21 protein-coding genes are annotated in these 20,664 nt (G+C 39.9%); 12 read left to right on the top strand and 9 right to left on the bottom strand.

Features of this window, described 5'->3' with window-relative positions:
• Window positions 1–173: 173 nt before the first annotated feature.
• Window positions 174–1,601 (bottom strand): cytochrome c oxidase accessory protein CcoG, encoded by a 1,428-nt coding sequence (gene ccoG / locus Q4600_RS18080; protein WP_102529159.1) that lies wholly within the window; start codon window positions 1,599–1,601, stop codon window positions 174–176.
• A gap of 168 nt (window positions 1,602–1,769) precedes the next feature.
• Here ccoG and Q4600_RS18075 point away from each other — a divergent pair, with 168 nt between their 5' ends.
• The 3 genes from Q4600_RS18075 (at window position 1,770) to Q4600_RS18065 (ending at window position 3,588) form a co-directional block, all read left to right on the top strand.
• Complete coding sequence (locus Q4600_RS18075; RefSeq protein WP_303524423.1) at window positions 1,770–2,120, top strand: hypothetical protein; 351 nt, start codon at window positions 1,770–1,772, stop codon at window positions 2,118–2,120.
• Window positions 2,121–2,204: 84 nt separating this feature from the next.
• On the top strand, window positions 2,205–3,107 hold the full coding sequence (locus tag Q4600_RS18070; protein ID WP_229370956.1) for a 1,4-dihydroxy-2-naphthoyl-CoA synthase: 903 nt from the start codon (window positions 2,205–2,207) through the stop codon (window positions 3,105–3,107).
• Between the two features lie 268 nt (window positions 3,108–3,375).
• Window positions 3,376–3,588, top strand: coding sequence for a DUF2061 domain-containing protein (locus tag Q4600_RS18065; protein WP_102529156.1), 213 nt, complete (start codon window positions 3,376–3,378; stop codon window positions 3,586–3,588).
• 32 nt (window positions 3,589–3,620) lie between these two features.
• Here Q4600_RS18065 and Q4600_RS18060 read toward each other — a convergent pair whose 3' ends face one another.
• Window positions 3,621–4,820 (bottom strand): potassium/proton antiporter, encoded by a 1,200-nt coding sequence (locus Q4600_RS18060; RefSeq protein ID WP_102529155.1) that lies wholly within the window; start codon window positions 4,818–4,820, stop codon window positions 3,621–3,623.
• Between the two features lie 544 nt (window positions 4,821–5,364).
• Between Q4600_RS18060 and Q4600_RS18055 the strand changes: the two genes are divergently transcribed.
• From Q4600_RS18055 to Q4600_RS18015, 9 genes are all read left to right on the top strand, one after another.
• Entirely contained in the window at window positions 5,365–6,174 is an 810-nt protein-coding gene (locus tag Q4600_RS18055; RefSeq protein ID WP_229370958.1) for a phosphate ABC transporter substrate-binding protein, read from the top strand.
• Window positions 6,175–6,273: 99 nt separating this feature from the next.
• Window positions 6,274–7,179, top strand: coding sequence for a phosphate ABC transporter permease subunit PstC (pstC, locus tag Q4600_RS18050; protein ID WP_102529153.1), 906 nt, complete (start codon window positions 6,274–6,276; stop codon window positions 7,177–7,179).
• 2 nt (window positions 7,180–7,181) lie between these two features.
• Window positions 7,182–8,081 (top strand): phosphate ABC transporter permease PstA, encoded by a 900-nt coding sequence (gene pstA / locus Q4600_RS18045; RefSeq protein ID WP_248956931.1) that lies wholly within the window; start codon window positions 7,182–7,184, stop codon window positions 8,079–8,081.
• Between the two features lie 69 nt (window positions 8,082–8,150).
• Window positions 8,151–8,900: a phosphate ABC transporter ATP-binding protein PstB gene (gene pstB / locus Q4600_RS18040; RefSeq protein WP_303517379.1), complete on the top strand. Its 750-nt coding sequence runs from the start codon at window positions 8,151–8,153 to the stop codon at window positions 8,898–8,900.
• Window positions 8,901–9,015: 115 nt separating this feature from the next.
• Window positions 9,016–9,570, top strand: coding sequence for a porin family protein (locus Q4600_RS18035; RefSeq protein ID WP_248956932.1), 555 nt, complete (start codon window positions 9,016–9,018; stop codon window positions 9,568–9,570).
• Between the two features lie 71 nt (window positions 9,571–9,641).
• The gene (locus Q4600_RS18030) at window positions 9,642–9,893 is read left to right on the top strand and encodes a hypothetical protein (protein WP_303517381.1); all 252 of its coding nucleotides are present in this window, start codon (window positions 9,642–9,644) and stop codon (window positions 9,891–9,893) included.
• 236 nt (window positions 9,894–10,129) lie between these two features.
• A complete protein-coding gene (locus tag Q4600_RS18025) occupies window positions 10,130–10,492 on the top strand; it encodes a hypothetical protein (RefSeq protein WP_303517382.1) in 363 nt (120 codons plus the stop codon).
• A gap of 115 nt (window positions 10,493–10,607) precedes the next feature.
• Window positions 10,608–11,474: a helix-turn-helix transcriptional regulator gene (locus tag Q4600_RS18020; protein WP_303517383.1), complete on the top strand. Its 867-nt coding sequence runs from the start codon at window positions 10,608–10,610 to the stop codon at window positions 11,472–11,474.
• Window positions 11,475–11,677: 203 nt separating this feature from the next.
• A complete protein-coding gene (locus Q4600_RS18015) occupies window positions 11,678–12,472 on the top strand; it encodes a nuclear transport factor 2 family protein (RefSeq protein ID WP_303517385.1) in 795 nt (264 codons plus the stop codon).
• Between the two features lie 93 nt (window positions 12,473–12,565).
• Here the strand turns inward: Q4600_RS18015 and deoD are convergent, their stop codons facing one another.
• From deoD to Q4600_RS17980, 7 genes are all read right to left on the bottom strand, one after another.
• Window positions 12,566–13,276: a purine-nucleoside phosphorylase gene (gene deoD / locus Q4600_RS18010; RefSeq protein ID WP_102529146.1), complete on the bottom strand. Its 711-nt coding sequence runs from the start codon at window positions 13,274–13,276 to the stop codon at window positions 12,566–12,568.
• 53 nt (window positions 13,277–13,329) lie between these two features.
• The gene (locus Q4600_RS18005) at window positions 13,330–14,556 is read right to left on the bottom strand and encodes a NupC/NupG family nucleoside CNT transporter (protein ID WP_303517386.1); all 1,227 of its coding nucleotides are present in this window, start codon (window positions 14,554–14,556) and stop codon (window positions 13,330–13,332) included.
• Window positions 14,557–14,946: 390 nt separating this feature from the next.
• Entirely contained in the window at window positions 14,947–15,717 is a 771-nt protein-coding gene (locus Q4600_RS18000) for a sulfite exporter TauE/SafE family protein (protein WP_303517387.1), read from the bottom strand.
• 145 nt (window positions 15,718–15,862) lie between these two features.
• Window positions 15,863–17,692, bottom strand: a complete 1,830-nt coding sequence (gene glmS, locus Q4600_RS17995) for a glutamine--fructose-6-phosphate transaminase (isomerizing) (RefSeq protein WP_303517389.1) — start codon at window positions 17,690–17,692, stop codon at window positions 15,863–15,865.
• 57 nt (window positions 17,693–17,749) lie between these two features.
• A complete protein-coding gene (locus Q4600_RS17990; RefSeq protein WP_303517392.1) occupies window positions 17,750–18,520 on the bottom strand; it encodes a DeoR/GlpR family DNA-binding transcription regulator in 771 nt (256 codons plus the stop codon).
• 142 nt (window positions 18,521–18,662) lie between these two features.
• Window positions 18,663–20,027 carry a bifunctional UDP-N-acetylglucosamine diphosphorylase/glucosamine-1-phosphate N-acetyltransferase GlmU gene (glmU, locus tag Q4600_RS17985; RefSeq protein ID WP_102529141.1) on the bottom strand — a complete coding sequence of 455 codons (1,365 nt, stop codon included), beginning with the start codon at window positions 20,025–20,027 and terminating at the stop codon, window positions 18,663–18,665.
• A 183-nt stretch (window positions 20,028–20,210) separates the two neighbouring features.
• Window positions 20,211–20,639 (bottom strand): F0F1 ATP synthase subunit epsilon, encoded by a 429-nt coding sequence (locus Q4600_RS17980; protein WP_102529140.1) that lies wholly within the window; start codon window positions 20,637–20,639, stop codon window positions 20,211–20,213.
• Window positions 20,640–20,664: the final 25 nt, after the last annotated feature.

Genomic DNA, 20,664 nt, shown 5'->3' with positions numbered 1-20,664 from the left:
AGTGTTTCGCTATTGCGCTCTGCCGTGTCAGTGGATGCGCATTATAGGCAAATCAGATTTTCGCGCAAGGGCTTTTTAAAAGAAAATGACAGAAATATGAATGACAGATGAACTTTTAAACGAAACGCATAAAAAAGGGACTAAATAGTCCCTTAATCCAGCTATAGCAGCATTTATTCACCAAAGAATCTTGATTCTTGTTTAATAGTCACTGCTTTACCTTCAATGTTGGCGTCAACGACTAAGTTAATTTTTGTCACTGTTCGTTCCAATTGGCCAGGATCTACTGCAATACTAATAGGTAGTGTTAATACTTCACCCGCTTTGATTGCAACTTGTTTTGGTCCATTCCACTCATATCCTTCTAAACCGTCCATTGAAAGTTGATACTCTTGAGCTTGTTCGGTCTTGTTGAGCAGTTTCAAAGTATAGGTATTTTCAACTAAACCATCATTAGTGATACGGTAAAGGGCGTTTCGATCACGAATCACATCCATACGCAAAGGTGCGATTGTGGCACTGGCATAAACGAACACTAATATCATCACTGTTAATGCTACGCCGTAACCTATCAGTTTTGGTCTTACGATCGTCTCTTTTACATCTTCCAGCTTATTTTCGGTTGTATAACTAATTAAGCCTTTGTCATAGCCCATGCGCTCCATTGTAGTGTCACAGGCATCAATACAGGCTCCGCAGTTAATACACTCGTATTGAAGTCCATTGCGAATATCGATACCAGTCGGGCAAACTTGCACGCACAAGTCACAATCAATGCAGTCTCCCAAGCCCATTTCTTTATGGTCAGCTTTACGAGATCTCGGCCCTCTGGTTTCACCACGTTTACTATCGTAACCCACTATATAAGTGTTCTTATCAAACATCGCCGCTTGGAATCGGGCATATGGGCACATGTGGATACACATAATTTCGCGCATCCAACCTGCATTACCGTAAGTAGCAAAGGTAAAAAACACCACCCAAAAATAAATGCTTAGATCAGCATTTAAGGTAAATACATCTATATACACCTCGCGACTTGGTACGAAATACGACACAAAGGTCATTGCAGTTAATAATGAGATGAGTATCCAGGAGGTGTGTTTGGCGGTTTTTCGCCATAGCTTATTAAAGCTCCATGGCATTTGGTCTAATTTAATGCGCTTATTACGTGCGCCTTCAAATTTTTCTTCAAACCAAATAAAGATAAAGGTCCACACGGTTTGCGGACACGTGTAGCCACACCATACCCTCCCAAGATAAGTCGTCACAAAAAACAAGCCAAATGCAGCAATCGTAAAGAGTGCTGCGAGTAAGGTTAAATCCTGTGGCCAAATAGTCAGCCCAAAAATATGAAACTTCTGTTCTGCTAGGTTAAACCAAACCGCTTGGCGATCTCCCCAAGGCAGCCAAGGTAGTATTAAAAAGAATGACATGGTTGCCCAGCCAATACGCCTTCTAACAGTCGTCCATAAACCTGTCACTGCGCGAACATAAATACTATTACTCGGATTAAATCTATCTGCCTTACTGGCATCGGGTTGGTGGATTTTAATCCGTTTTTGTTTGGCGTAATCTTTAGGTGTAGATTCTTGTGTCATCTTAATGCCTTACTACTTATAAAAGGGGCAAAGAAAGTGGCAGTTACCAAATATAAGTTATCGTTTTTAGTCAAAAAAACCTATTAACTGCTACACACTCGTATATAGAGTGTTAATTGAGTATATTATACTCGTATTATTCATGGTTATTCACTTTAATTGGACTAAATGATGAGAGGCTGGATCCTTATTGCACTGATTGGCGGTGTTATTTACTACTTTGCGACCGAAACAAATAAATTAGATGAACCTATTGCTGAAATTCAGTCTGTCATAAACAGCGCTGATGACAAGGTGACATCAATGACAGGCACAAAGATCATAAGAAAGAGTGAGAAGGTTATTGCAATTCCTTCAGGTGTAATAGAAAGACTTTCAGACAAAGAGGCCTCTGAATTCAAAGCTATCTTTACTGATAATAGTACTGTGGCAGCATTTAAAGATGACTACTGCGGCTTTGGTGCTAGACACCCAGTTATTGGCAAAGAAAACCTGCAATTAATCTGTGACAAGATATAAATTTAACTTTCCTGACATCTGTCAATTGACCTGAGATTTAATTCAGCCTAGCCTTTGGATATTCGATTGAAAAAGGCTAGTAAAATGACTCAACAGGTTTCCGATATTTTCGACCCATCACTTTGGAACACAGTAAGCGACTTCGACTTTGAAGACATCACTTACCATCGCGCAAAAGACCAAGGCACAGTAAGGATTGCGATTAATCGTCCCGATTGTCTTAACTCTTTTCGCCCTAAAACCGTAGACGAGCTCTACACCGCACTAGATCATGCTCGCCAATGGTCTGATGTTGGTTGTGTGTTAATTACTGGAAACGGCCCTTCGGCTAAGGGACAGCATTCTTTCTGTGCTGGCGGCGATCAGCGTATTCGTGGCAAAGATGGCTATAAATATGAAGGTGCAGAAGAAGGTAAACCTGATGTCGCACGTATGGGTCGTCTACATATATTAGAAGTACAGCGACTCATCCGCTTTATGCCTAAAGTGGTTATTGCTGTTGTTCCTGGTTGGGCTGTTGGCGGTGGCCACAGTTTACACGTGGTGTGTGATTTAACCTTGGCCTCAAAAGAGCATGCGGTATTCAAACAGACTGATCCGGATGTAGGCAGTTTTGACTCAGGTTACGGCAGTGCTTACTTAGCTAAAATGATTGGCCAAAAACGCGCTCGTGAAATTTTCTTCCTTGGTTTTAATTATACTGCAGATGAAGCATTTGATATGGGCATGGTAAACCGTTCTATACCACATGCCGAACTAGAAACTGAAGCATTATCTTGGGCAAAAGAAATCAATAGTAAGTCTCCTACTGCAATGCGCATGCTTAAATATGGCTTTAACTTGCCAGATGACGGCTTAGTGGGTCAGCAACTATTTGCAGGTGAAGCAACTCGTCTTGCTTATGGTACTGAAGAAGCTCAAGAAGGCCGTGATGCATTCCTTGAAAAACGCGATCAGGATTTTTCTAAATTCCCTTGGCATTATTAACGCCACTCGCTCACTAATCTAGCTTCAAAGATAAACCCTCTGCAATTATTGAGAGGGTTTATCTAACTTCCCAATGTTTCTTCTGAGCATAAACATGAATAAAACCCACCAAAACTCTGATTTTATTTGTTTTTAGTATAAAAAAATACACCTACAAAACCTTAATCGAATAAACCTTTCGTCTTAATTGGTAAAAAACACTTTAAATGATAATAAGAACTGTTATCATTTAAATCAAATCAACACCAATACTGAAAAGGCTTTAATCATGAAAAAAACTATCTCTTTCGCAATTTTACATTTCAGCGTCGCTTTTACGATTACCTACCTACTAACAGGCAGTATTGTCATTGGTGGGGCGGTCGCTTTAATTGAACCTGCAGTGAATACAGTGGTGTTTTATTTCCATGACAAAGTCTGGAATCGCATTGAAGCAAATGAAACAGCTAATAATGACTTGGCCAGTATTGCTGTTTCATAATCTTTGTTCTGATTGAAAGCGTTATAGCGAAGCTATTTTGGCGGAGTTTCTTTCTCTAAACCCAACTTTTTAGCTAACGGTGCGATTGCGCCACCTTGAATAAAGATAGAGAACAATACAAAAAAGAACACCATATGCACGATATCAATCGCGCCAGGTACGCCTGCTGCTGCAGGTATAAGTGCAAACACAATTGGCGTTGCGCCTTTTAAACCGATCATGGATATAAATAGTCGTTTTTTCCAGGTTGCTTTTACAAAAGGTAAATAGCACAGTTGCACGGCTAATGGCCTTGCGACAAAAATTAATAATAAACCAGGGATAATAGACGCCCAAAATACGGTCATTAATGTTTGTGGGAAAATCTGTAGTCCCAATACAATAAACATCAATGCCTGTGCTAACCACGATAGGCTGTTAAAGAAGTGCAAATTAACCTGCTGACCACGTTTAATCCCATTACCAATCACCACACCAGCAATGTAAGAAGCCAATAGAATATTGCCTCCCATTAATTCCGCACCATAAGTCGCAATAATAAAACTCGCCAAGACAAACACAGGAATGAGCCCGTATTCAGATAAGCTTATTTTACTCAATAAGGTCACTGCAATTTTACCAATCAAAAAGCCAACAACTACCGCGACCAATATCTGAGTGACTAAATCTAAGCTTAACGACGACAGTGTCACTGATTGCGTCGATGAAAGCGCCATTTCTGTCAGCACAATCACCATTAGCATAGCTACAGGGTCATTGGTTGCTGATTCAAATTCCAAAACCGTATCGGTTTCTTCTTTTAACTTGAGTTTTTTAGATTCCAAAATTGAAAACACAGCTGCAGCATCGGTTGATGACACGACTGCCGCGAACAACAAACAGGTAATAAAATTAAAATCGAGTAATAAGTACAGTATTGCAGCAAATATAATCGTAGTAAAAACAACCCCAAACGAGGCTAATACTCCGCCCTCTTTATATGCCACCTTAATTTTTGCTGTTGAGGTGTTTAAGCCCCCCACAAAAACAATCACATTTAAAGCAAGCCCACCTATCCAAGCCGTTTTGTCTAAATTGTCATATACAAAGTTAAACTCACCATTACCCAGTGATAAGCCAACGCCCATGAAGATAAATAGCGACGGAATACCAAGCGTACGAGATGGGTGATGTAATAGAATGCCAATAACAATCAGAATAGACATTCCAATCATGATCATCTCGGTTGTCATAAAGCCACCTTTAGGAATTGAATAAGCGCATTTTGATGGATTAGCTTTTTGGAGTAAAAGCCAAAGTTATAAAGGTAGAGAGTCTTATAACTTAACGGACTATAAAGCACGACTGTAATAAAACTTTAATAAAATAATTAACCAATATTAGTTTGCGCACAATATAGCACTTTTCTTACAGCTAAGCTTAAAATAGCCTTAAACAACTATTAACACAAAACTATTCAGTCAGTTAAATTTCTACACCTAACGGACAAAAAAACAGCCAGGCTGCGCACTACAAAACTTTAGCCTCACTTAAGAAAACCTCATATCTTTTTGCTAAATTATAGTTAACAAACCACAAGCACCAACATTTAAGTAACATATAAAAAACATAACCTTAGATGCGTAACATAGAAAATAAAGCACCCCATTCCACTGTAACTTTACTGTCATATTGATCTGTCTTAATGCACTCGCTTCAAATTACAGCGTTGAAAGAAGCACCCTAACTTCAGATATCCAAGACGGATATTGAAACAAATAATAAGTGGAATTTGTGATGAAAAAAGTGATTGGTTTATTAACTGCTGTTGGCTTAATGACGGCACCTCTTGTTCAAGCTGGTACTGTAACAGTATCTGGCTCAACATCTGTTGCACACGTTATGGAAGTGCTAGCAGAGAACTATCAAAACACTGCTAAAAAGAACGTTGAAGTACAAAGCACTGGCTCTTCTGCTGGTATTCGTGCAGCGAAAGACGGCACCAGCATGATTGGTATGTCTTCTCGTAACGTTAAAGAGAATGAGTTAAACGATACAACAAAAGAAATCGTTATTGCTCGTGATGGTATTGCTGCAGCAGTAAACAAAGCAAACCCTGTTCAGAACTTAACTCAAGAACAAATTTCAAAAATCTATCGCGGCGAAATCAAAAACTGGAGCGAAGTTGGCGGTGAGTCTCGCCCAATCGTTGTCGTTACTCGAGAAAACGGATCAGGTACTCGTGGCGCATTTGAAGAAATCATGAAGCTACAACGTACGGTTAATGGCCACAAAGTAACGGCTATTACACCAACTGCTCAGGTAGGTAACGGTAACGGTATGATCAAGACCATCGTTGCTAACAACCCATTTGCAATCGGCTATATCTCATTGGGCAGTGTTGATGACTCACTACGCGCCTTAAATGTTGACGGTGTTGAAGCAAGTGATTCAAACATCGCAGCTGGCGACTATCAAATTGCTCGCCCTTTCATCGTATTAGTGAATAACAAACCACACCCGAACGCAGAAGGCTTTATCGACTTCATCATGTCTGAAGATGGTCAAAGCATTGTTGCTGAAGAAGGTTACATCCGCGTTCAGTAATAATTACAACTAAGTTTTTAAGAGGAGCTTGCGCTCCTCATTTGTAGTTTCTACAAATATTTAAATGATTTAATCATCAGTACGACCCTGAGGCATATGATGAATACAGCAACTAAAGTCCAATCTACAGGACTACAACTTGCACCTAAGAACACCGTGGACATAAAAGAAATCTTCTTTCATGGTCTATTCCTATGTTGCGCTATGGTTGGCGTTCTATCCGTTTCTACCATTGGATGGTTTGTATTTAATGAAGGTTTACCAGCATTCAAAGAAGCTGGAGTAACCGAGTTTGTAACAGGTAAAGAGTGGTTGCCACCAGCGCTATACGGCATTTTCCCAATGATAGTCGCCTCGATAATCTCAACTGCAGGCGCAGTTATTATCGGTGTTCCTATTGCCATCCTTACTGCGGTATTCCTTGCTGAAATAGCACCTAAATGGCTAGCAGACTTAGTAAGACCGGCCGTAGAGTTACTGGCAGGTATTCCATCTGTTGTTTACGGTTTTTTCGGGTTGGTGATTATTGTTCCAGCTATCGAAACCCTATTTAATATTCCTGCAGGTAACACAGTTTTAGCGGGGATCATTGTGTTGGCGATTATGATATTGCCAACTGTAATTACTATTTCAGAAACCTCAATTAGAGCATTGCCTTCGGTATACAAAGAAGGCGCATTAGCACTTGGGGCATCACATGTTTACAGCATTTTTAAAGTACTCATCCCCGCGGCTAAAAGTGGCATCTTAACTGGTGTAGCTTTAGGCGTTGCGCGCGCTATTGGCGAAACGATGGCAATTATCATGGTGATGGGGAATGCACCAGCAATGCCAGGCTCATTGCTTGAACCAGCAAGAACATTAACTGCAAATATCGCGATGGAAATGTCCTATGCAACAGGCATCCACTCAAGTGCCTTATATGCTACCGGTATCGTGCTATTAGCATTTATCGTATTGCTTAACGGTTCACTGTTATATCTAAACCGCAAGAGAGCTTACTAATCATGTCTAAGTTTACTCAATCAAACTCGACTATTTCGACACTGAAAGACTCGAAATCATTACTATCGAGAGAAAACCAAGATAAATTGCTGCATGGCGCTATTTGGGCAGCAGCAGGCATCACCATCTTATTTTTACTATGGGTGGTATGGCACATCTTATCTAATGGTTTAAGCCATGTAAGCTGGGAATTTATCACTGGTTCTTATACCCGAATCGGTGAAGCATCAGGTATATGGGCAATGATTGTTTCAACCGTTTATATGGTGCTACTTTCATTAGCTTTTGCTGCGCCTATAGGCATTATGACGGCAATTTACTTAACTGAATACGCGGCTCCTGGCAGTAAGTTCGTGCAAGTCATTCGTTTTTGTACTGAATCATTAGCGGGTATTCCTTCTATTGTTTACGGTTTATTCGGTATGACATTCTTTGTGACTACCTTAGGACTTGGTTTCTCTATCCTTTCAGGTGCACTAACACTCGCAATGCTCATTTTACCCGTGATTATCCGAACCACTGAAGAAGCATTAATGGCTGTTCCTATGAGTTACCGTGAAGGCGGTTATGCGCTAGGAAGCAGTAAAATCTACACCATTTGGCGTCTCATTTTACCGAGCGCTTTACCAGGTATTGTCACGTCAGTCATTTTAAGTACTGGCCGCGTTATTGGAGAGTCTGCACCGGTATTTTTAACCGCAGGTATGGTGACTCAAATTCCTGAATCAGTATTAGATTCAGGCCGAACATTGACCGTTCATTTATATAAGTTAACCCAAGAGTTATTTACTCAACATGAGTGGGATCAAGCCTACGCAACTGCAACCATATTGATTGTATTAGTACTGGTATTGAATTTAACAACCAAAGTGATTGCGACCCGATTAAATAAACAATCTTAATCAATACGCAAATAGTCATAAACAAATAGCAATAACACGTAAAAAGTCGTGTTAGATAAAGGCCTGAAAATGAACAAACTTGAAGTAAACAACTTAGATTTATTCTACGGTGAGAACCACGCACTAAAAGATATTTCAATCAATATCCCATCACGCCAAGTCACTGCATTAATTGGTCCTTCTGGGTGTGGTAAATCAACGCTACTTCGTACTTTAAATCGAATGAATGATTTGGTTGCGGGCGTAAAAATCACTGGTACTGTCGCATTTGAAGGCGAAGATATTTATGCCGATGTAGACGTTAAAAACTTAAGAATGCGTGTTGGTATGGTTTTTCAAAAACCAAACCCATTCCCAATGAGTATTTATGAAAACATTGCTTTTGGTCTAAAAGCTCAAGGCGTTAAAGATAAAAAAGTAATTGATCAAGTAGTAGAAGAATCACTTCGCGGCGCAGCATTATGGGAAGAAGTGAAGGATCGCTTGAATACGCCAGCGTTTGGTCTTTCAGGTGGTCAACAACAACGTCTTTGTATTGCCCGTGCTATTGCTATGGAGCCAGAGGTCATCTTAATGGACGAGCCAACCAGTGCGCTTGATCCAATTGCGACCCATAAAATTGAAGAGTTAATGGATGAGTTACGCAAAAAGTTCACCATCGTAATTGTGACCCATTCAATGAACCAGGCAAAGCGTATTTCAGATAGAACCGCGTTCTTTTGGATGGGTGAGTTGGTTGAACAAGGCGAAACACATCAAGTATTTAATAATCCCCAAGACGCACGTACTCAAGGGTATGTTAGCGGTGAGTTTGGTTAATATTAATCACTGATATATAGATATAAAGCCTCCATTGCTATGGGGGCTTTTTTATCGGTCTATAGTATGTTTTAGTATATTGATAATAAAAGGACAATTTAAAAAGGATTTTAAAATGAAGTACATATTTATTACAGCTGCCTTACTCACATCCCCTTTAGTTCAAGCAGCTACAGATGAAGCGCACCATGTCATCAGTGCTGGAGCTGGCATGGGCTTTTTAAGTGGAGAAATGGATCAGGGTAATAATGATTTTGAGCTTAATTATGACTTTGCATATCGATATCAGTTTGATAATTATTGGGGCGCTGAAGTTGGCTATAGACACCAGGATGTAACTTTTACCAATTGGTTTGACTCTGCATTTGATAAATACTCCTTAAATGACGCTGAAAGTTTCCGTATTGCTGCAGTCTACTCTTACCCACTATCACTTAGAAATCGCTTAGTACTCAAGCTTGGCGTCACTGATTACTCGATCGATGCGACTGACTATAGAGAAGATAGTTCAGGAATTAATGACACTGTCGATGGAAATGGTTTATTAGCCTCTATCGGATGGCGTTTTGATTTTAATATGGGACTTGAGCTTGCTGTAATATACTCGTATCAAGATTTAGATATTATTGAAACACATTCCTATACCACGAGTTTAGGTTATCGTTTTTAAGAAAAATCAAACAGTAAAAAAATGAACCTAAGAGTTGTTAGTGCAACTCTCTAACTTTGAATGAGTTAATTGTGGCAAAACCCAACCCGAAAGGCCCAAGCCGCACCGTTGATATTTTCTGTGCTAAATGTAAAGCCCAGTTGTTTAAGTACCGCAAAAGCGGAAAAGGTGCGTTAGTGAAGTGCTTTAAAGAGCGTATTGTCGATGACTACACCAAAACCGCTTGTGTTTGCCCTAATTGCAGCATCACCTTTGCTAGAGATTGTTTAGTCCGTGGCACCCCTGCATTTAAAATGATTGGCGGTAAAGTCACCATGAAATGACTTAGATCCTGATGAAGATACGTCACCCTTTATCAATAATCTTTTTCACGACATTTATAGCTGCAACATAATTGTTAGCTCAAGTTCAATAAACTGAGTCATTTAATAAATAAAAAACTCTAAAACCTGCCAACCTATTGAGTTAAGTATCAATACATCTACTGATTTCTAGCTAATATTTCTAATCATAAACTCGATTTTTATAGAACGTTTTTTAGTGTGAAAAGAGGTAACAAATGAAAAGATTGAGCTCAGTCGCTATTGCTAGCTGTTTACTTATAGGGCCACCAGTATCAGCCGCTCAACAACTATCAACAGAAGATGCTATTGGCATGGCAGGATTAATGATCTGCGATGTATTTTATAGTGACATTGAATCTGAAGAGTCAGCAAGCCAAACAGCTATCATCAAAAAATTAATGGCTGATAAATATAAAACAGGTATTGAAGAAATGATGATGACACAACGCACAAGCGATGAATTAGATTTATATATTGCAAAATTCGAAGCGTCAGATGAAGACAACAAATTTAATTTATGCAAAGAAGCCATACAATATACTCAAGACAGCAGCGTTGCGAATTTAGGAATGAGATAATCACTTAATCATTTTATTATCAAGCAGCCTAGCAATGATGAGCTTCAATTTCATGACTTGCTAGACGCAGCTAAATTCCACTACACTTTTATTATTATATTAGTGGAGTTTAACATTGAATATACCCGATATTGGCTTTAACCATCAGCAATCAGATGAAGAAGAACTCGAGGTTATTGATCTCGCCTCGATATATCAAAGAGCCAATATCGACCACAACCCACAGCTCCCCCATAAAGTGAATTTCTTTATGCTCATTTATATAGAGCAAGGCGAGGGAGTGCACATGATTGATTTCAATGATTACTCTTTCAATGCTGGTTCTGTATTACTGATCCAGCGAGAACAGGTCCATGCATTTGATTTCTCTGCTAAGCCGCAGGGTAAAGTACTTATTTTTACGCAAGCATTTTTAGATCAAGTACATGCCAATATGCGCTTACCTAAGTACACTCCAACACACCTTAACCAGCAACACTCACCTCAATTCAATCTAGATCAACCGACTTGCCAGAGAGCCAATTTATTAATCGAACAAATAACATTAGAGGTTAATCACCCACAAACTGATCCATTAGTTATCATGTATTTATTTTCAGCTCTTGCTTTGATATTACACCGGGTTCGACCCGAAGCAAAACATGACAAAATGTCGTTAGATCAAAATGTTAAACTTGCACGCTTTTTTGAGTTAATGCAGCAACACTTCCGTAAAACTCGAGATGCAAGCTGGTATGCCAACCAAGTTAATACAACTTATAAAACCTTGAACCACATCTGTAAGCTAGCAACTGGCTTAACAGCTAAACAAATGATTGATGCTTTTACCGTTATAGAAATCAAACGCCATATTGTCATAAGTAAAAAGCCTTCCCAGCAAATTGCTTATGACTTTGGTTTTGACGATGCTAGCAACTTTGTTAAGTACTTCAAAAATCAAACCAATATCACACCAAGTCAGTTTTTAAAGCAGGTTAGTTAACCACTAGCGTCTTTCTTTAGGTTCGATATTTACCATTTTTACACTTAAATACACTCTGCCCAATTACTCCACTGATCTCTAATATTGCTCTCAAGCCAATTGAGGACAAAACAATGACAACACCTAACCTTATTAAACATTCACTTATAGCAGCCAGTATCTTTAGCCTTATCGCATGTACATCAAATCAGGAAATAATAACTATGGCAGACTCAAGCGCTCAATCATTATCTAATAAGCAAAAAGCTGTAGCGGTAATCTCAAGTATCGAAACAGGCGAGCAAACAGCCATTGGTTACATCAACCCAGAAAAGTATATCCAACATAATTTAGCGGTAGCAGATGGATTAGCAGGCTTTGGGGCGGTGCTGCAGCAGCTTCCCGAAGGAAGCGCAAAAGCCAAAGTTAAACGTGCATTCCAAGATGGTGAATATACCTTCACCCACACTGAATATAATTTCTTTGGCCCTAAAGTTGGCTTTGATGTGTTTCGCTTTGAAGAAGGAAAAATTGTTGAGCACTGGGACAATCTTCAAGCAATAACACCAAGCAACCCAAGTGGCAGAACCCAACTTGATGGCGCGACGGAAATAACAGATTTAGATAAAACAGATTCGAATAAAGCAATTGTCGCTGATTTTGTCGCAACAATATTAATGGAAGGCAATATGAGCAAGATTAATCAATTTATTGATAATGACGACAATGCTTATATCCAACACAACCCAGCAATTGCAGATGGTCTAAGCGGGTTAGGCAAAGCTTTAGGTGAACTTGCCGCAGCTAATATGCCTATGATTGTGACCAAAAACCATAAAGTACTCGGAGAAGGCAACTTTGTGCTTTCCATTAGCGAAGGAACATTCATGAACCAGCACGTCGCTTTTTATGATTTGTTTCGCCTAGATAATGGAAAGATCGTTGAGCATTGGGACACCATTGAAACCATTCCTGCCCAAGCTGAATGGCAAAACAGTAACGGAAAATTTGGTTTTTAATATTTAATTTAATCGCAGATAAAACAACAATGCCGGACTCACCTCTGTAGAAATAAGTCCGGCATTTTACATGTTAAAACTAAACTAACGCAGTTATTCGATATGACTAACTGCCTCTAAAGTTAGCTTAATCATTTCATTAAGCGTTTGCTGACGTTCTTCAGCTGTTAAGTGAAGACCTTGTCTTATATGGTCAGTCACTGTCATCATTGCAAGTGCACGAGCACCATATTCTGCTGCAACACCGTATAAGCCAGCGGCTTCCATTTCGACACCTAAAATGCCGTATTTCTCCATTAAGTCGTAACGGCTTTCATCTTCACAGTAGAATAAATCAGAAGAGTACAAGTTACCGACATGGTAATTCGCCCCTTGTTTTTCCGCTGCATCTGTCGCTAAGCGTAATAAACCATAGTCGGCAATCATCGCAAAATCAGTATTAGCAAAACGTGTACGGTTAACTGCTGAGTCTGTACTTGCCCCCATTGCAATAACTACATCCATGAGTTTAATACTGTCACTAATTGCACCACATGAACCAATACGAATGATATTTTCAACACCATACTCAGTAATCAATTCTTTGGCATATATGGAAATCGAAGGGATCCCCATACCTGAACCCATTACTGAAATAGTTTTACCATTATATTCGCCTGTATAACCCAACATGTTGCGCACATCGGTCACAAGCCTTGGGTTATCTAAAAAATTCTCCGCAATATATTTAGCACGCAAAGGATCGCCAGGCATTAACACAGTTTTTGCAAATGCACCTTCTGGGGCGTTGATATGTGGGGTCATCTTGTTACTCCGATAAAGCCTGTTATCTCAACAGGCATAACATACAGTTAAAATTAATTTGCTAGGCTAAATAGTAAGCCAGCAATAGTGCCGCTCATTAAGTTGGCAAGCGCTGCAGCAATTAAGGCTTTCATGCCAATAGCACTCAAGTCATGACGACGCTCAGGGCACAAAGCCGCTAAACCACCTATTACCATTGCTAATGAACCAAGGTTGGCAAAACCACACAAAGCAAAGCTGATAATAATTTGAGTTTTTGGCGATAAGTCATCAGCGACTTTTAAGAAATCAATGTAGGCAACAAATTCATTAATCACCATTTTCTGGCCAATAAATGATGCCGCTTGGGTTGCCTCACTCCAAGGTACTCCCATCAACCAAGCTAATGGTGCAAGGAAGTAACCCAATATCGCTTGCATGGTGAGTTCAGCGTAGCCAAACCAGCCACCGATACCACCAATCAAACCATTAACCATGGCGATTAAACCAACAAAAGCAATTAATAGTGCAGATACAGCTAATACTTGCTGCATCCCCATTGCAGCGCCACTTGCTGCAGCATCTAATACATTAGTCGGTTTGTCTTCCTGCTCTTCCATGACCTTTTTAATATCATTACGTGGTGTTTCAGTTTCTGGCCACATCAGTTTGGCAAATAATAGACCCGCTGGAGCCGTCATAAATGCAGCGGTTAACACATACTTAATGTCAACGCCCATTTGGATATAGCCAATCATTGTGCCACCAGCAACTGAAGCCAGCCCACCTGTCATCACGGCAAACAATTCTGAGCGAGTCATATGTTTTACAAATGGACGCACCATAGATGGTGCTTCGATAGGTCCGACAAAAATGTTGGCAGTAGCAGAAAGAGATTCAGCGCGACTGGTCCCTAACAGCTTAGATAACCCGCCACCAATCACACCTATAATTAATTGCATAATGCCGAGGTAATACAAGACTGCAATCAATGCACTAATGAATACCACCACAAACAGCACGTTAATCACGAAAATAAAACCAACACTGAATTTGGCTAAATCACCAAATACAAAAGCTAAACCTTCATTACCGTAATTAATTACATGCATCACACCATTTGATGCTGCATCAAGCAAGGTCTGCCCCATAGGCAAATACATCACAAAAGCGCCAAATGCTACTTGAAAGGCGAGTGCGCCGAGAACCGTTCTTGGGTTAATTGCACTTCGACGTTCAGACAATAAAACGGCCAATCCGATCAATGCGCACATACCCAATAAACTGATGAAAACTTCCATACATTTTTTACTCATTAAGCATTTAGATGCTTGCAGTGTATCGGGGCAGTAACGGGACTCAAGCTATTTGTATCAACTTGAATTACATTTTTATACTCACAAAGAAAAGCTATAAAAACAGGACAAAAAAACGCCTTAAACTAACAACCCTACCTACTCAAAAGCAACCCAAAAACCACAATTAAAACCAACTCAAAACAATCGCAATATATGAACAACAAGAAAGCGTTATTAGATATCTATACAGACCAATAAGCGATAATGATAAAAGCGAACTTTTAGGATCTTTTCTGAAAATTAACTACAGATAATTGATGTTTTTATATTCAAAACAGAGTGAAAAAACCTCTACTGAAGAGACCTTTTTGTAAATAAAGTAGGGACGTTAAATCAGATATAGGTCTTAATGAAGAAGTAAGCCGTAATGAGACAACTCATAACAATGACAAATTGGCGCATCAACTTTTGTGGAATACGCATTGAAATACCAGCAGATATATAACCACCAATAAGTGTACCTACCATCACTATTCCCCCCTCAAACCATGCTATTGCATCATTATAAATGAACCAAATGATAGCAATAAGCGACACTGAAGACGAAATAACCAGCTTAATGCCGTTCATGACATTAATGTTTGTGTGACCAGCTAGCGCTAGATAACTTAACCCCACTATCCCTAAACCAGCATTAAAAAAACCACCGTAAACACAGATAGCCAATAACACTAGTAACAACAAGCCTGCACCCAACTTAGAAGCATATTGGCTTTGGTTTGATAATTGTTTAGCAAAACGGTTAATCTGACTACCGAATATAAACAGCAAAGTAGCAAACAATAGTAACCATGGAATCGCTTTCTGAAAAACGTCTTCTGATGCCCAAAGCAATAGCCATGCACCAACCCCGCCACCAATGAAACTCGTTAAAACAATGATTTTAATTTCTTTGCCGTGACCTTTTAGTTCTTTTCTGAAGGCGAAAACGCCACTAAGGTAGCCAAAAAAAGAGGAGAAAGTATTGGTCGCATTAGCTATCACAGGGGGAACCCCGACAAACATTAATGCCGGAAATGTCACGAAACTACCGCCACCCGCCACAGAATTAAGTATTCCGCCGATTATCCCAGCAACGAACAACAGTGTTATCTCAAATATCACTTTATAGCCTTATTTTTATGGGTAGTTACTTGTGCAAATCAACTTTAAAATTCTGATAACCATATGTGTTTCAGGTTATAAAGTAAAAACAAAAAAGCAGCCATAAATGGCTGCTTTTTTTAAAACTTACCTTTAAACGCTAAATTTATTCAACTGTCACTGATTTAGCTAAGTTACGTGGTTGGTCTACATCCGTCCCTTTAATTAAGGCAACATGATAAGACAATAACTGTAATGGAATAGTGTAGATAAGCGGCGCCATAAATTCATCACAGTGTGGTACTGGAATAACCTTCATGGTGTCGTCAGACTCAAACTCCGCATCTTTATCTGCAAATACATACATAAGGCCACCGCGAGCGCGGACTTCTTCTACGTTTGATTTAAGCTTTTCCAGTAGTTCGTTATTCGGTGCAACGACAATGACTGGCATATCCGCATCAATTAACGCAAGTGGACCATGCTTTAATTCACCCGATGCATAAGCTTCAGCATGAATGTAGGAAATCTCTTTAAGCTTCAATGCTCCTTCCATTGCGATAGGATATTGATCGCCACGGCCCAAGAATAAAGCGTGATGTTTATCAGCAAAGTCTTCTGCTAATTCAGCAATGGCATCATCCAAGCTTAGTGCTTGTTCTACTTTAGCTGGCATAGATTGTAGGCTTTGAGTTATTTCAGTTTCCATCTCTTCAGTCATACCGTTATGACGGCCAATAGCTGTAGTCAACATGAGTAAGCCAGCAAGTTGGACTGTAAAGGCTTTAGTAGATGCCACACCAATTTCAACACCAGCTTTCATCATGTAAGCCATGTCAGACTCACGAACTAAAGAAGAACCTGGTGCATTACAGATCGTCAATGTGGCTTTGTAGCCCATATCTTTAGCTAAACGCATAGCCGCTAACGTATCAGCTGTTTCGCCAGATTGTGAAATGGTGACAAGTAAGCTATTTGGAAACATGTGCGACTTACGGTACCTAAACTCTGATGCAATCTCGACGTTACAAGATACACCTGCCCAATCTTCTAACCAATAACGAGCGGCCATGCCAGCATGATAACTCGTGCCACAGGCAATAATTTGTACATGCTTTATATCTTTTAAAAACTCAGCAGCATTTTCACCAAAAGCTGAGTCCAATACTTTACCTGCAGCAATTCTACCTTCAAGTGTATGTGCTATCGCTGTTGGTTGCTCATAAATTTCTTTGAGCATGTAATGACGATACTCACCTTTATCGCCGGCATCATGAGTCACTTCTGACTCTTTTACTTCACGCTCAACCGCATTGCCATCAACATCAAAGATACTCACTTCACGACGAGTAATTTCAGCAACATCACCTTCTTCTAAAAATGCAAAAGAACGTGTCACTGGTAATAATGCTAATTGATCTGAAGCAACAAAGTTTTCACCTAGTCCATAGCCCACAACTAATGGGCTACCACTACGAGCAACAATCATACGTTCGCTGTCACGACGGTCGATAACAACAGTTCCGTAAGCACCTTCAAGTTGCTTAACAGTAGCTTGAACAGCTGCAAGTAAGGTGTCATGTGTTTTTAATTCATGATGTACGAGATGACAAATAACTTCTGTGTCAGTGTCAGAGCTAAAGCTGTAACCCAAGCCTTTGAGCACCTCACGTAATTTATTGTGATTTTCAATAATTCCGTTATGTACTACAGCAATATCACCTTCAGATAAATGTGGATGTGCATTACGCTCACTTGGTTCACCATGAGTTGCCCAGCGAGTATGAGCAATACCAGTGCCACCAACTAACGATTGTTCAGTCAAAGCATCATCAAGTTCTTGAACTTTACCCACTCGGCGAGTGCGACCCAATTCACCTTGGTTAATAATCGCGACACCTGCAGAATCATATCCGCGATATTCAAGGCGTTTCAAACCTTCAACTAAAATTTCAGCAACATCCCTTTGCGCTACCGCGCCAACAATTCCGCACATAATTTAATACCTATTTTTGCACTTAATTTAGAAATCTAATATTAAAAGTAATTTGATTTATTTTTTATATGGAGCCAATAATACTTTGACGCCATATTGAGTAATTTTTTCGACCATATCGTCTGGTAGTCGGTCATCTGATACCAGAACACTGATGCTTTCCCAAGCTAACTCTAAGTTAGGGATCCTGCGGCCAAATTTATCTGACTCAAGCATGACAATCACTTCGCGAGAAACCTCAGCCATCACTTTACTTAAGCCTGTTAATTCATTAAACGTAGTCGTTCCACGCTCAAGATCAATGCCGTCAGCTCCAATAAACAGTTGGTCAAAATTATAAGAACGTAATACTTGTTCAGCTATTTGCCCTTGGAAGGATTCAGAGTGGGGATCCCAGGTGCCACCGGTCATCAATAATGTTGGTTCATTCTCCAGTTCTCTAACAGCATTCGCGAGTTGCAATGAGTTAGTCATAACTAATAAGCCGCGCTTATTATCTAATTGTTGGATCAAACCCGATGTCGTGCTGCCACTATCAATGAGAATTCGATTATGATCTGTAATAAGCTGCGCGGCTTTTTTGGCAATAGATAGCTTATTCGGCGCAATCTTAGCGCTAAATTGCTGCGTAACCTCATCAGGCACAGCAATAGCACCACCATAACGGCGCAGCAGTAATCCAGCTTCTTCTAACGTTGCTAAATCCTTTCGAATGGTAACTTCTGAAGTTTCAAAGCGTAACGATAACTCATCGACACTTACCTCACCTTGTTGGGATAAGATGCTAATAATATTATGTCTACGTTGCTGTGTATTACGTTTATTCATAACTACCAAAAGTTTCGTTTCGAAAGATAATTATAATCAATCGAAACTTTATTGACAATATTTCAATCAGTTTTTCTAAATTTTGATCAGACATAAAAAAACGGCCTGTTAAATAACAGGCCGTTTTTATAAAGTTTAGTTTTTATTTAGGACGCTTAACTGGTCTCGCCCAACCAGCAATATGTCGCTGCTTAACCCGAGTTATAACTAACTCTCCTTCACCGACGTCTTTTGCAATGGTAGAGCCAGCACCAAGTGTCGCCCCTTTACCAATGGTAACTGGGGCAATTAGTTGTGAATCACTGCCCACAAAGACATTATCCTCAATCACTGTTTGAAATTTGTTTGCGCCATCATAGTTACAAGTGATGGTACCCGCACCAATATTCACGCCAGCACCAATAGTTGCATCACCTAAGTAGGCTAAATGCCCGGCTTTTGAACCGACGCCTAATACTGCTTTCTTCATTTCGACAAAGTTACCAATATGGGCATCATCTTTTAACTCTGCACCAGTACGTAAACGCGCAAAAGGCCCAGCACTTGCTGCTTTACCTAACTTAGCGCCTTCGACAATAGAATAAGGTTTAATTTCAGCATTATCAGCAATATCACAATCAATCAAAATTGCACCAGCACCAATAGTGACATTATTGCCTATGGTGACTTTACCTTGAACAATTACATTGATGTCAATCATCACATCCATGCCTACTGTGACTTCACCACGGATATCAATACGAGCAGGATCGCGAAGGTTAGCACCTTCTAGCATGAGCTTTTCAGCAGCGCGTGCTTGATAAGCTCGTTCTAGTTGCGCAAGTTGAACTCGGTTGTTTGCCCCTTCAACTTCAACAGCGGATTCTGGTTGTGCAGTATCAATTGCAACTCCATCTTCTTTCGCCATCGCAACAATATCTGTTAGATAGTATTCGCCTTGGGCATTTGAATTAGATAATCGGCCTAACCAAGACTTTAACTGCTTACCTGGTACCGCCATGATACCTGTGTTCACTTCTTCAATAAGCAGCTGTTCAGCATCAGCATCTTTTTGCTCAACAATACCTACTACATTGCCACCTTCACGAACTATACGGCCGTATCCCGTTGGGTTATCCAAATTAACAGTCAAAATTGCCATGCCATCTTGTGGCCGTGCAGCTAATAACTTTTCTAAAGTAGATTGTTGAATTAAAGGCACATCGCCATAAAGGATCAATACGGTATCTTCATCATTAATATTTGGGTTTGCTTGCGCTACAGCATGACCTGTACCTAACTGCTCAGCTTGTAGTACCCAATTGACTGACTGTTCACCTAATACATTCTTAAGTTTATCCGCACCGTAACCATAAACTAATTGAATAGCGTCACTTCCTAATGAATTAGCAGTATCAATCACATGCTGCACCATACTTTTATGGGCAATAGGATGAAGCACTTTAGGTAAGTCAGAACGCATCCGTGTTCCTTTACCAGCAGCTAAAATAACAACATTTAATGACATCGGGATTCCTTGAACAACTATTCAGTTTTAATACGTTAATTTTAACGCAGTTTAGTTGGCGGTTGAAAGCATGATTTGAAATTAGAGGTCATTTACATCAATTTGATAACTTGACAAAAATAGAGCAAGAATTTCAAACACAAAAAAGGCGACCCTAGGGTCGCCTTTTTAAAACAATAACCTTTATCTGGCAATGTTCTTTTTGATGGTTTCAACAACACGAAGTTGAGCTAAAGACTTAGCTAATTCGATTGTTGCAGCTTCATAATCGAAGTCAGCACCTGCATTAGCGATTTTCGCTTCAGCCTGTTGCTTAGCTTCAAGTGCAGCTTGCTCATCAATATCATCGGCACGCATTGCGACGTCAGCAAGAACAGAAATTGAATCAGGTTGAACTTCCAGGATACCACCTGAAAGATACATCACTTCTTCACTTCCATCTTCCTTAATCATGCGCGCCATGCCAGGTTTGATCTTAGTTAGCAAAGGAGCATGGTTAGGCATAATGCCTAACTCGCCTTCAGTACCGCTCACTTCTAAGAAGCTTACAGTACCGCTGAACATGCTGTTCTCTGCACTTACTATATCAAGTTTGACTGTCATGGCTGCCATCAAGATCTCCTAAAATACTAAGCTA

The organism is Shewanella sp. 2_MG-2023 (assembly GCF_030548905.1).
In the GTDB taxonomy this organism is placed as follows: Bacteria; Pseudomonadota; Gammaproteobacteria; order Enterobacterales; family Shewanellaceae; genus Shewanella; species Shewanella electrodiphila.
Note: the sequence above shows the minus strand (reverse complement) of the source record. Positions and strands in the feature narration are given on the sequence as shown.

Bases quoted from the DNA above. Each gene is read 5' to 3' on its own strand.
- glmU (WP_102529141.1), bottom strand. From the start codon at position 20,027: ATGTCATTAAATGTTGTTATTTTAGCTGCTGGTAAAGGAACACGGATG.
- pstB (WP_303517379.1), top strand. From the start codon at position 8,151: ATGAACAAACTTGAAGTAAACAACTTAGATTTATTCTACGGTGAGAAC.
- pstA (WP_248956931.1), top strand. From the start codon at position 7,182: ATGTCTAAGTTTACTCAATCAAACTCGACTATTTCGACACTGAAAGAC.
- Q4600_RS17980 (WP_102529140.1), bottom strand. From the start codon at position 20,639: ATGGCAGCCATGACAGTCAAACTTGATATAGTAAGTGCAGAGAACAGC.
- Q4600_RS18025 (WP_303517382.1), top strand. From the start codon at position 10,130: ATGAAAAGATTGAGCTCAGTCGCTATTGCTAGCTGTTTACTTATAGGG.
- glmS (WP_303517389.1), bottom strand. From the start codon at position 17,692: ATGTGCGGAATTGTTGGCGCGGTAGCGCAAAGGGATGTTGCTGAAATT.
- pstC (WP_102529153.1), top strand. From the start codon at position 6,274: ATGAATACAGCAACTAAAGTCCAATCTACAGGACTACAACTTGCACCT.
- Q4600_RS18035 (WP_248956932.1), top strand. From the start codon at position 9,016: ATGAAGTACATATTTATTACAGCTGCCTTACTCACATCCCCTTTAGTT.
- Q4600_RS18015 (WP_303517385.1), top strand. From the start codon at position 11,678: ATGGCAGACTCAAGCGCTCAATCATTATCTAATAAGCAAAAAGCTGTA.
- Q4600_RS18065 (WP_102529156.1), top strand. From the start codon at position 3,376: ATGAAAAAAACTATCTCTTTCGCAATTTTACATTTCAGCGTCGCTTTT.
- Q4600_RS18055 (WP_229370958.1), top strand. From the start codon at position 5,365: ATGAAAAAAGTGATTGGTTTATTAACTGCTGTTGGCTTAATGACGGCA.
- Q4600_RS18005 (WP_303517386.1), bottom strand. From the start codon at position 14,556: ATGGAAGTTTTCATCAGTTTATTGGGTATGTGCGCATTGATCGGATTG.
- Q4600_RS18075 (WP_303524423.1), top strand. From the start codon at position 1,770: ATGATGAGAGGCTGGATCCTTATTGCACTGATTGGCGGTGTTATTTAC.
- deoD (WP_102529146.1), bottom strand. From the start codon at position 13,276: ATGACCCCACATATCAACGCCCCAGAAGGTGCATTTGCAAAAACTGTG.
- Q4600_RS18070 (WP_229370956.1), top strand. From the start codon at position 2,205: ATGACTCAACAGGTTTCCGATATTTTCGACCCATCACTTTGGAACACA.
- Q4600_RS17990 (WP_303517392.1), bottom strand. From the start codon at position 18,520: ATGAATAAACGTAATACACAGCAACGTAGACATAATATTATTAGCATC.
- Q4600_RS18060 (WP_102529155.1), bottom strand. From the start codon at position 4,820: ATGACAACCGAGATGATCATGATTGGAATGTCTATTCTGATTGTTATT.
- ccoG (WP_102529159.1), bottom strand. From the start codon at position 1,601: ATGACACAAGAATCTACACCTAAAGATTACGCCAAACAAAAACGGATT.